The organism is Coxiella-like endosymbiont (assembly GCF_002871095.1).
GTDB lineage: Bacteria > Pseudomonadota > Gammaproteobacteria > Coxiellales > Coxiellaceae > Coxiella.
The window spans coordinates 1-12,270 of record NZ_NSHJ01000096.1; the positions used below are offsets into that span (position 1 = coordinate 1).

Sequence of the window (12,270 nt, forward strand, 5' to 3'; positions counted from 1 at the left end):
TCGGAATTAGTAGATACCTACATACTTCCACCCAAAACATCTAATACTACTAATTTAGCTTCGCTTTCGTCATTATTGCTTTTTTTAATTTGAAGATAACATTCTCTAAATTCTATGAGAATTATGGGGTTCATCATATCCATATTAAGCTAAAATTTTTATTTTCATATTTTTTCTTGGAAACTGTTTGAGAGATGCTTTCAATAATCTATGAAAACTTACTACTCTCTTCAAATTACTTCTACTGCGTCAACTAAACCAGTAAATCAAAATAATAAATATCTCATAGCAGCCATTTTTATTTTATATACTACCTTAACTTATAGGTGTTTTAACTTTATCGTTACTCAACGAAACAATATCTTAGGACGTTCCATAAACCCTGATATTAATTTTCAATTGCTTCTAGCTGCTCACTTAATTACGCTACACTATTACCGTCAATATCTATTGAATAACTGACATAAATCTAATTCAGGCAAAAATAGCATTTTTTAAAAAATGATTGTGATCCAGGAATAAGGGCAAAAATGATAATCGTTTTTGCTTCATTGAATCTTTATATAAGCTAGATAAGTTTGTAATTAGGATATGTTTATCTTGGTTAATATCTCTGCGATCTTTTGAAGATAAACCTTGTGACCTTTTTTCAATACCCCCACCTCAACTAAACTTCAAGTTAAACTAGGTCAAAAAATAATGATAATTATATATTAGTATACACTGTTTTTTTATTAGCTCCATAAATACCATAATCTGTACTCTACAAAAAATAGACTATAAATCAATAAAAATTCAATGTATCATCAATCGTAAATTCATACAGACTCAACTAAGTTTATTAAATAGTGCTATAATTCATGTTAGCTAATCTAAAAACTCTTTAAATTCGATCACCCCCTTTAGAAAAGGGGAGGGTGGTAAATGTTGGGGTTCACAGTCTACTGCTCTATATGAGCAATCCTTGTATTAGAACATTGATGTATGTTATAGTTTTAAATAAATGATTTTCCTCATTAAAAATGATTTCCTCATTGAAAAGAACAAAAAATATTGCTTTGGGTCTAGTGATTTAGGATTCCTGTTATTTTAACAAAAAATTAATTACTTCAAAAACTAAAAATTATGGAAATAACAATAATCATTTCATAAATTTTAGAAATTTTTATAAATGATTAAAGTAAGCAGAGAATTTGGGCATTAATATTTTTAGACTTCATCGCTCGCCGGCCCACCTCGCTAGTCTACCACTTTTAAATAAAAATACTCCTCCTATATAATATAGAGAGAGGATAAGGGATTAAATAAACTAGGAAACCTTACAGAACATTATCAACCTGGGCTTAATTTTATATACAAAATAAACTTTACTTATCGAACAAAGGAGTGCTACCGAAGATCATTGATAGAAAAATTAATTCGACATTTTAATTTAACTTTTAACTCTGACTCTTAAAGTTTATTATGGGATTGGCAGGGATTAAAATTAAAAAATTATCGAAGATTTATCTTGAGACACATAAACAAAGGTGCTGTCATCCAGACAGTAAGTTGTTCTTTAGATCATATAAAACTTTATGGGCAATCTTTTTTATTTATCTTTATTGAAGATAAATAAAAATCAACTACTTGCTCTAGCTTTTACTGTAGAATTCAATTATGAGAATTTTTACTTAGATTTTTAAAAAAATCACGCTTTAAAACACATTCTTTTAGCCGACTGTTTTATTGGAACATGGTAAATATCTGAGTGAAGAAACCTGCGCCTTAAATCAAGAGGGATGACACCGATTCCCATAATTACTTTTCTGAGAGTAATGCTTATAACTTGCACAGCTGTATTGTTAAATTTAGGAAAAAGCAAAGGTATTAACACCACTTTAAAATCATAGACTTTAAGTAACATACATAATGTTTCAAAAAAAATTTTATCTAATCAATCATTTAAATAAAATTTATCTACCATTAAGTGTTCGTCCATTAATAAATAACTTACTACAATCTAATAAATATAACTCCTCCTTTTAATCAAAAATTATGGGTATACTTTTTCTATTCTCCTTTAGATCAGTTTATTTTATCTAGTAAATGAGATTTGTGAATATTTTAATAAACCTTGATCATCAAGTATTAAACCCTTAAAAAATTACATAAAATCTTTTATACTAAAACAAATAGAAAATTAACCGTTAACAAATTAATTCAGGTGTATTGAATAGCTACTTCACCACCATAACGATAAAATGTGTTATTGAATCATTAAAAATGATTAAATTAAAAGTAAAATAACGATTATTAAATATACAACTTCTAAAGAACGTTATTGTCTCCTGCCCAGATTGACGAAATTATCGAAAATAAAAAAATAGACTCTTTAAAAATTAACACTTGAAATTACTTTTATTGTAAAATAATTATAAATGATCCTGATTAAAAGATTTAGTAAATGCTCTCTAAGAGCGGTGAAAATTTGAATTATTCTAATCTCTAATTAATTTTAATCCCTTTACTTTGCAGCTCAGCTTTAATTTTTTTAATTATTTTTTTGAGCCCCCTCTATATTGCTCTTTCAGAAAGAGTTAATATAAAACTTATGGAATATCAAGATTATTATAAAATTTTAGGCCTTTCACGTAATACAACGGCCAATGAAATTAAAAAGCGATATCGACAATTAGCTCGAAAATATCATCCCGATGTCAGTAAAGAAGCAAATGCAGAAGAGAAATTCAAGAAAGTTAAAGAAGCTTACGAAGTTCTTAAAGATCCTGAAAAACGCAAGGCTTACGACGCCATGGGTGCAGATTGGAAACAAGGACAAGACTTTACTCCTCCTCCTGATTGGGAATTTCATCCTCATAGTGAAGCTTCTTATCAAGCATTTCATCAAAGTAATTTCAGTGATTTTTTTGAAACCCTTTTTGGAGTATTGGGAACAGGTAGAAGATGGACTCGAACAAAGTTTAGTGAGCGAGGTCAAGATCAACATAGTCGTGTAACTATTCATTTAGAAGAAGCTTTTCAGGGAACAACTAAAACACTTACTTTTCAAGAGCCAATACTTAACTCAGAAACCGGCCAAGTAAATTACACAACCCGAACCCTCCGAGTAAAAATTCCTCCAGGGGTTACACAAGGGCAACAAATTAGATTACAAAAGCAAGGTTCTCCCGGGATAGGGGGTGCACCTAATGGTGATTTATATTTAGAAATCCATTTACAGCCCCATCATCTTTACACGATAGAAGGGAAAAATATTTATTTAAATTTACCCGTAACACCATGGGAAGCAGCACTAGGTGCTAAAATCACGGTTCCCACCTTAGGTGGTTCTGTTGACCTTACTTTACATTCAGGCTCTCAAACTGGTCAAAAACTTCGTTTAAAAGGACGGGGGCTCCCTGGGCAGCCCCCAGGAGACCAATATGTGCTTTTAAATATTTATATCCCAAAGCCTAAGACGGATCAACAAAAACAGTTATATCAAAAAATGTCGGAACTCATGTATTTTAATCCACGTAAAGAATTATTAAGGCAATTATGAGCAAACAAATCTTAAAAAATATTATCGTAGAGCAGTTTACATCATGGCTTAATTTAAAAGAATTATGCCAAGCTGTGCACTTACAAGCACAAGTGGTTATTGAAATGGTTGAACATCAATTAATAGAACCTGAAGGTAATACTCCCAATTCCTGGCGATTTGATAATGGTTGCTTAAAACGCGCAAAAATCGCAGCAAGTTTTTATCACGATCTCGAAGTTAATATCCCTGGAATTGGTATTGCATTGGACCTCTTAGAGAGAATCGAATATTTAGAACAACGCTTACAAACTCTGAAGTGTTTTGAAAAAAAATAATCATAATTTTAGTAATTTCTTTTGTTATTTTTTTATTTTTCTTGATCGACTTCTTACCTAAGATAACGTATATACTTTACTACCCAGTATAGAAATTATTTACTAACCTTTTTTATTATAAAAAAAGGTAATGTATTGTATCAATTTTCAACATTAAATGATTATAAATCTGCCATCTAAGATTTAGATATCCTTATTTATGGAAAACTTAAAAACCATAAAGGTTTTAAATTTATTGATATTACTATTACTCAGTAGAACTTTCTTGTTATTAACCATTAGATAAAAAATAATATTTATTACCAATTACATTCTTTCATTTAAATTAATAATGTCCCTTAGTCATCCAAGCACAGATAAAATACCTAAAATCTTTAGCTAAAAAGATATTCAAGAAAATTTTTTAAAAAGTCTGATCGACTTTTTAAAAAATTTTATCTATAATATTAAAGGTTTAAATATTGATTAGAGAATTTTTTGCCTTAACTTAAAAAGGAATTAAAGAATTTTCAAACTCTTTTAAAGCTCTTAAAGCAGTACCGTTCAGTACTGAACGATAATATTATTATAAACAATTTATACATTTCCATCAATTTATACCGGTTTCACCAACTTACATTAAACAATATTCAAATTCTAAAAATTTTATTTTTTAAATGACTTATTTAATTTTTTATACAAGTAATCCACTCATCGCCTACACAGCGATTAATTCTACATTTATAGCTAAAAAGTAACAAGCTTCTTTTCTCTTCGGAGGAAAGAGCTCCTGACTATGCTAGCGTATATAAGCTATTACCAAAACTTTACCTTTTTAGATTCAACAATCACTAATTCCTAAACAAAAATTACTATTACTTTCAGATTTATATAACGTTATTATTTATATAATGCTATTATTATCTACGCTATTATTATTTAATAATAAGTATATTTCTAAAGTTAATTTTGAAAAAATTAATGGCTTATATAAAAAATTATTGATGTTTACCAAAAACCTCATTAACTATTAATAGTTATATTAGTGTTATCATACTATGGCATCTAAAAAAGCAAAACCAAAAAGTAAAAACACTAATGTTATAATCAACACATTTTTACATAACTTTAGATGCCTCCGAAGGAAATTACCTTTATTCAGTCAGTTATCTGATTATGCAATTAAATGAATCTGATAAGTTTTATGATTTTATTAAATACTCCTCTTCGATATTAAAGCAGCTCGAAAAACTTCTGAATTTATAAAAGCAAAAAGTTAATTTGGCTTGTTTTTTGCATGTTACATTTCTTTTAATTGACCTTTTAATGATCCAGAAGCGTTATTTAGGGTTATGTATCAAAAGGTTATTCTAAAAATTTAAACCAAATTTTTTAAATTATTTTTAAACATTATACGTACCAAAGTTAGTCTTATTCTTCAGGTTACCAGAAATAATTATTATATTTTTGATATGGCAAATATCTAAGATCGTTATAATAGCTAAGAATCGCCGAAAGATCATCTAATTTAACAAGAATCTTTAATCACTAAAGAATCATTAATAACTAAGATTAAACTCACAAATAAACTTACTACCTTGCAAATAAATAAAAGGAAGGATTAACCAACAAAGCAAAAGTAGCAATAAAGTAATAAAATACATATAAAATTCAGGAACTAAATAAGCACATGAGTTTAATAAACGTCCTTTTCACGCTAATCATTTATTTTTTTCTAGAGTTTTTTCAGTTAACCGCTGAATGAGCAATGCAGCATGACTTTCAAATGCTGATAAATTCAGAGCGTTTTGTATTTGAATTGAAGTTAATTGTTTAGCTTCTTCAAAAGTTTTGTTTTCAAGCCAGCGACAGACATATTCACAAGCCGCAGTGGTGGTAACAGAACCATACGCCTGAAATTTAGCTTCTTTTATTGTAGTGTGGTCATAACGGACATAAAGTCTAAATAAGTAACCTTGCTCACGACTCCCTATTTCTCCCCACATTACTTGAGAGTCTGGCTCTTGCAATATTCCTACATGTTGTGTATTGAAAAAATACTCTAAAACTTCATTAGAATAATACATGACTTTAGTTTAATCAATCAATTTTTTCTTAACATTATCCCAAAGAGGAGACATTTCACGTAAACGATTTACTTGCTCTGAAATATGGATAATCGCTATATCAACTTCCTCTTGAGTAGTAAATCGTCCCAAGCTAATACGAATAGAATTATAAGCTTCTTCTCGCTTTAATCCCATTGCCAATAATACGTGAGAGGGATTAGAATTTGCGGAATTACATGCTGAGCCACTCGAAATTGCTACTTTTTGTAATCTTACTATTAAGGATTCACCTTTTACTCCATCAAATCGAACATTCAAACATCCGGGAATACGTGGAGATGTTTCAGCATTTAGCTTAACACAACTCAATCGGGAGGATAGCCCTAACCATAATCGATCACGCAACTGAGTAATCTTGTTTGTATCATCTATCATGTGTTCTTGAGCTAAGGCGAAAGCTTTACCCATACCTACAATCTGATGTGTAGCCAAAGTTCCCGAACGTAAACCTTTTTCATGCCCGCCTCCATGAATTAAAGGGTCTAAACGAACACGACGATGAGGGGTATGGCGCACATATAAAGCTCCAACACCTTTTGGTCCATAAACTTTATGGCCCGAAAAAGACATTAAATCGACTTGCATATAATTTAAATCAATAGGAACTTTACCTGCACTCTGCGCAGCATCTACATGAAAAAGGATACCATTTCGGCGTGTAATTTCACCAATAGCAGCAATATCTTGAATAACCCCAGTTTCATTGTTAACATGCATAAAGGAGGCTAAAATTGTATCCGAACGAATAGAAGCTTTAAATTCATCCAAATTTAATAAGCCATCACTTTGAGGATTTAAATAGGTAACTTCAAAACCTCGGGAAGAGAGATAAGCACACGTATCCAGAACAGCCTTATGCTCTGTGCTTGCAGTAATGATATGCTTACCTTTACGATGATAAAAAGAGGCCGCTCCCTTGATGGCTAAATTATCTGATTCTGTTGCTCCAGAAGTCCAAACAATTTCTTTAGGATCAGCATTTACTAATTTTGCCACAGATTCACGTGCTTTATTAATTAATTCTCGCGCACTCCATCCATAAATATGATTTTCGGAATCAGGATTTCCAAAAATTCCTTCCTTAGTTAAACAGGTCATCATTTCCTGCGCTACAATAGGATCAACGAACGTAGTTGCCATATAGTCTAAATAAATAGGTAATAGCATCATTTTTTCTGAGTACCAATCCAATAAAACCAGGTACACAATCCTAAAAATACAAAGATTCCCAACAGGCTCGCTATTGGAGAAAACCCTCCTCCTACTAACGATAATGCATTAGCACTTCCCATTATCACAAAAGGAATCGCTAAAATTACTCCCATCAAGGCACTCCCTGCCACCATTCCACAAGCCATTAATATTCCGTTTTGATGGCCAACTATTCTGCCCTCTTCTTTCTCTGAACGTTTTTTCATTTGCCATGGCTTTTTAACTAAAAAACTTACTAACCCCCCAATAACTACAGGGGTAATTACCTCTGGAGGTAAATAAATACCTAAACCGACCGCCAAAGCAGGTAACCTAGAATTACGGCGCTTTAGAAATTCATCAATTGTAATAATAACAAGAGCCACTACCCCACCAACAATGATCATTCCCCAATGAAGATGACGGCTTAATACCCCCTGAGAAATAGCCGCCATTAAGCCCGCTTGAGGTGCTGCCAACATCTGAGCAGGATCCATTCCCGCATGTGGGTAAACACCACCCATCCCATAAGCATCGAAGAGAAGTTGAAGTACGGGACCAATAACAAAAGCTGAAACAGTAACACCGATTGCCATCATTAATTGTTGCCGCCAAGGAGTGGCTCCCACCATTTTACCTGCCTTAAGGTCTTGTATATTTTCTCCCGTAATAGACCCAATACCCGAAAGAATAGTAGCAATTACAATAACTACAGACGCAATATAATGTGCTTGCTCCAATTTTCGAACACGAAATATTAGTAGAAATAAAAATGAAAGCAATAAAATAGCAGTAATTAAAAGACCTGATAAAGGATTATTACTTGATCCTACTAATCCACAAAAATAACTTGATATAGTTGCTAAAAGAAAGCCTATAATGACTATATAAATAACTGAAATGAAAGCTACAACCCATAAATGATCGATACTTGCCACAATAGTTGCTTGGTGTAAATAATAAAAATTATAAAACAATAATAAAGTGGCAATAACTAAAACACCAATAACAACCCACATTAGTGGCATATCCATTTCAGTTCGTAAGCGCTTGCCCAAACCTCTTTCTAACCCTTCTTGAAAACCAATAAAAGAAAGGCACATTTCTTTTACAATAGGCTTCAATAACCGAAATAATGTCCATATTCCGCCAACGAGCATTGTTCCTACACCAACAAAACGCAAATGCGCATCCCACAACTTCATAACTGCATCATAAGCTGAAGTTACATTTGCAGGTAATCCATAATAAAGTCCGATAAAAGGTAATAAGATTAACCAACCCACAAAAGCTCCGGTAAATAAACTTACGGCTACCTCAAAACCCACAATAAACCCTGCTGCTAAAGTGGCCGGAGTAAAACCTACCGAAAAACCAAAAATGGTTCTCCCCATAAATATCCACATTTGCAAACTATCAGAAACCACTTTTAAACCAATTTGTGAAAAAGCTACTAGCCCACCGACCAAACCAGCTTGAGCCAATAATTTAAGTCGAGCTTTTCCTTGTGCACTTACTTGGAGAACATTTCCAATAGCCGTTCCTTCAGGAAAATGTAAGGCAGGAAGATTAAGCATGATTCGGCGCAAAGGAACAGCAAATAAAACCCCTAAAAGCCCCCCTAGTAAAGTAATAATAGCTGTTTCCCAATAAGCAAAACCCTTCCAAATATGTAGAAAAATCATACCCGGTAACACAAAGGCTATAGCAGCTGCAACACCTTCCCCCGCAGAAGCTGCTGTTTGAATTAAATTACTTTCTAAAACATTATGTTTTTTAAACAGTCGTAAAATTCCTAATGCAAATACTGATGCGGGTATGGAAGCAGAAATAGTGGTCCCAATTTTTAAAGCAAGATAAGCGTTGGCTGCCGATAAAACCACAGCAAAAAGAATAGATAATATAATGGCTTTAAGAGTGAATTCGGCTAGTTGAGTAGAAGCTGGGATTAACGGTTCATTTTTTTTATAAATATTATTCACTGACATTTCCTTAAATAAGATAAGGATAAGATTTTAACAATAATCATCTTGTCTATAAATAGCACTTAAGATGCCTCGTAAAATATTCAACTTAGCTTTATTAACCTTTCATTCATCGTAATTGAGGAGGCGATTTAATCTTTATTATAATCATTTGAGTTTTTTTTAAAGATCTACACATTTAATTACTATTAACGTTTTTCTAAAATAATCATATTATCTAACACATTTATTCAGAAGTTACTTTTTCAGTTAAATTGTTCTAATAATTTTTTTAATTTCCTTTTAATGAAAGTATATAGATTTTATACATAATAATTAATTTGCACAGCTAAATTTAAAGATTCCACAGCTAAATTTAAAGAACTGAATGTTTTTCAGCTGATTATTATCGTTCATATGACCATTACCCAACTCTTTCTCTTTATTTAAACTCTTTCTCTTTATTTAATTTATTAGAGATGATTGTTTCCTGACTAAATATCATCTCTATTATACCTGCTTGTATAACAACTTGTTTATTATGCTGCCCTTCTACGGTTTTCAAAGGCTATATACTAATGTACGTGATTGATATATCAGGCATATTGGTATGGCTTTCACACCAAATTAAAATCCTTAAGCATGCTGTATTTAAACCATCAATTAATTAAGATATAGGAGTACTAAAAATTAAGGAGCTTGAGATTCCCCTCCCACCCCAAAAGATATTATCTACTGTTTTTGCTGTCCGCCTACATAAAATTTGTAACCCTACTCATGAAAAAAATTCAATTAGGACCAAATATCATTCTTTTCATAGCTCGAAAATTGGCACCAATATTTTTAGGATGGCTAAGGTTAAGTAAAAGCATTTGAATATAATTAAAAAATCTTTAAATAAAGATATTAAGCTCATCTTTTGATGAAAAAAAATTGTGGAAAATTTTTTAAGTAACGGTGATATTAGCACTTTTTATTAAAAATACAAGTTATTTTTACAGGTATTAAGTCACATGCTATCATTTTGAACCCTATGAGCTTAAGGAAATACAACTTAATGTACCCAATGCTTAATATCGCTGTTCAAGCTGTTCAAAAAGCCGCACGCATCATTGTTCGTTTTGTAGATAGACTTGATATGATCAATGTTAAAGAAAAACATCATAATAACTTTGTTACTCAGGTAGATCAACTTTCCGAACAAGCAATTATTGAGACTATTCAAAAAGCATATCCTAATCATACTATCTTAGCTGAAGAATCGGGTCTCTTAGCTGAAGAATCGGGTCTTCATAAATCTAAAAATGATTTCACCTGGATTATTGACCCTTTAGATGGCACTACTAATTTCATTCACGGTTTACCTCAAATAGCAATATCTATTTGTTTAAAATATCGAGATAAATTGAGTGTAGCAGTCGTATATGACCCTCTCCGTCAAGAATTATTTACCGCTATCCAGGGGGGCGGTGCTCAATTAAATAATCGTAAAATCCGGGTTAGTACTCGCACCAAAATAAATGAAGCACTTCTGAGTACAGGATTTCCTTTTAAAAAAGTGGCACTTTTTCAAAAATATCTTAAACTTTTTGAAACTATTTTTTTTCAAACTGTAAATGTTCGCCGTTTAGGTGCGGCGGCTTTAGATTTAGCCTATGTAGCAGCTGGACGTTTAGATGGTTTGTGGGAGATGAGCTTAAAACCATGGGACATGGCGGCCGGTATTTTACTCATTACCGAAGCAGGTGGTTTAATATCTGATTTTGAAGGAAAAAATAATTATATGGAAAATGGTAATTTAATTGCCGGGAATCCTAAAATTTATAAAACCCTACACGAATTAATTTTAAAAAAAACAATTACTAATTATCAAATTGAGGGTAATGACTAAATAATTAGCAATAGAGTCTCTTGAATAGCTTGAAAATTCACATCATTTTTTAATACTTATGTAAAAATTTGTATTACAATTAATGTTTCTAACATTAAACTAATTATCTACTGATTGAATACAATCAATATGAGAGAGTAAGAAGAATCTAATTAATACCTTATTTTCTATATAAAATATTCCACCCTGTCTACAACGATTTTGTTCACACCTTGATAAGGGGGATAGATATTCCGAAATATTTGTCAATTGGCTTATGATAATCTGTAATTGCTTTTTTGAAAATTCATTATCTACTATCTGTAATAGACATATAAAAATTAATAACTATAATCTCTTTATGAAACCGCTCACTCCAGATTAATAAACACTATCTAAATCGATCTTCACTTTTATGCTTGCTACTTTTTTATTTTTTATAAAATTTTTCTAAAAAAGTATAATCTTAATCAAAATTAATTTTATTAACAATTTCATTTTTAGATATTAAACTTAATTAATACCATCCTTTAGGATTATTTTGATTATCTGTTTATTTAAAAAATATTACTTACCCATTTAAAATTTTTTAAAACCATAATCAGTTTTAAGAAAAGTTCAAACCTTTTAAGATACATTTTTGCTATTTGAAAAGTAGCAAAAATAGACCAGATTTACAGACCGAAAGGCTCGCACCTAGACTTGAAAAGCTTTTTGATAATTTAATGGAACTTTTTTGCTATACCCATATCAAACTTAAATTGTAAAATACTTAAAAATTATTTGATGCGAAAGCCACTGAATATCATTGTATTTCTTTATTATAGTCACATTTGGTCATATTTCATATATAAAACCCAAACTAATTTAAATAGAAAAATAACGTTAGTCCGCTAATTTAGTAAACCATTGAATATTTTTTTACACTACAAGAATGCATCCTCTAGCATAAATAATATATATTGCTAAATAAAAAATTGAGAAATTAGCTTCTTTTGACCTAAAATTTTTGATGCTACTCCAAAGCCTTTTAATAATTTTGCAGAAAGACCTTCTTTTCAGACAATTTTTTATACATATCGACTATTTTTTTAAAACTTTAGCACAAAATTTTATCAAAATAATAATTAAAAAATAATTCTTTAATTTTATTGTAATGTTTTTAGTCTTTCTTAATAAGGAGATAAAAAATTTGCCTTAAGCTTTTAATAAAGTAACATAGAAAGTTTCCTTTACTAAGACCACTAGATTATTCTAAGAAAAATTATTTCCTTAC

6 protein-coding genes are annotated in these 12,270 nt (G+C 30.9%); 3 read left to right on the forward strand and 3 right to left on the reverse strand.

Annotation, left to right across the window (positions count from 1 at the left end; translation table 11 throughout):
• Positions 1-2,593 precede the first annotated feature (2,593 nt).
• Positions 2,594-3,544, forward strand: a complete 951-nt coding sequence (locus tag CLERM_RS01880) for a DnaJ C-terminal domain-containing protein (protein WP_102156908.1) — start codon at positions 2,594-2,596, stop codon at positions 3,542-3,544.
• Entirely contained in the window at positions 3,541-3,861 is a 321-nt protein-coding gene (locus tag CLERM_RS01885; protein WP_102156909.1) for a chaperone modulator CbpM, read from the forward strand. The genes CLERM_RS01880 and CLERM_RS01885 overlap by 4 nt, the downstream gene beginning before the upstream one ends.
• Before the next feature lie 1,700 nt (positions 3,862-5,561).
• On the opposite strand, the gene CLERM_RS01890 is transcribed toward CLERM_RS01885, so the two are convergent.
• Genes CLERM_RS01890 through CLERM_RS01900 form a run of 3 tightly spaced genes read right to left on the reverse strand, consistent with a single transcriptional unit; the run spans position 5,562 to position 9,148 of the window.
• Entirely contained in the window at positions 5,562-5,927 is a 366-nt protein-coding gene (locus CLERM_RS01890; RefSeq protein ID WP_102156910.1) for an iron-sulfur cluster assembly scaffold protein, read from the reverse strand.
• A 9-nt stretch (positions 5,928-5,936) separates the two neighbouring features.
• A complete protein-coding gene (locus CLERM_RS01895; protein WP_102156913.1) occupies positions 5,937-7,136 on the reverse strand; it encodes an IscS subfamily cysteine desulfurase in 1,200 nt (399 codons plus the stop codon).
• A complete protein-coding gene (locus CLERM_RS01900; RefSeq protein ID WP_102156911.1) occupies positions 7,136-9,148 on the reverse strand; it encodes an OPT family oligopeptide transporter in 2,013 nt (670 codons plus the stop codon). The genes CLERM_RS01895 and CLERM_RS01900 overlap by 1 nt, the downstream gene beginning before the upstream one ends.
• Before the next feature lie 1,033 nt (positions 9,149-10,181).
• On the opposite strand from CLERM_RS01900, the gene CLERM_RS01905 reads away from it, so the two are divergent.
• Entirely contained in the window at positions 10,182-11,015 is an 834-nt protein-coding gene (locus tag CLERM_RS01905; protein ID WP_102156912.1) for an inositol monophosphatase family protein, read from the forward strand.
• Positions 11,016-12,270: the final 1,255 nt, after the last annotated feature.

Excerpts from the sequence above, each read along its gene's own strand:
- CLERM_RS01900 (WP_102156911.1), bottom strand. The coding sequence starts at position 9,148 with ATGTCAGTGAATAATATTTATAAAAAAAATGAACCGTTAATCCCAGCT.
- CLERM_RS01880 (WP_102156908.1), top strand. The coding sequence starts at position 2,594 with ATGGAATATCAAGATTATTATAAAATTTTAGGCCTTTCACGTAATACA.
- CLERM_RS01890 (WP_102156910.1), bottom strand. The coding sequence starts at position 5,927 with ATGTATTATTCTAATGAAGTTTTAGAGTATTTTTTCAATACACAACAT.
- CLERM_RS01885 (WP_102156909.1), top strand. The coding sequence starts at position 3,541 with ATGAGCAAACAAATCTTAAAAAATATTATCGTAGAGCAGTTTACATCA.
- CLERM_RS01905 (WP_102156912.1), top strand. The coding sequence starts at position 10,182 with ATGTACCCAATGCTTAATATCGCTGTTCAAGCTGTTCAAAAAGCCGCA.
- CLERM_RS01895 (WP_102156913.1), bottom strand. The coding sequence starts at position 7,136 with ATGCTATTACCTATTTATTTAGACTATATGGCAACTACGTTCGTTGAT.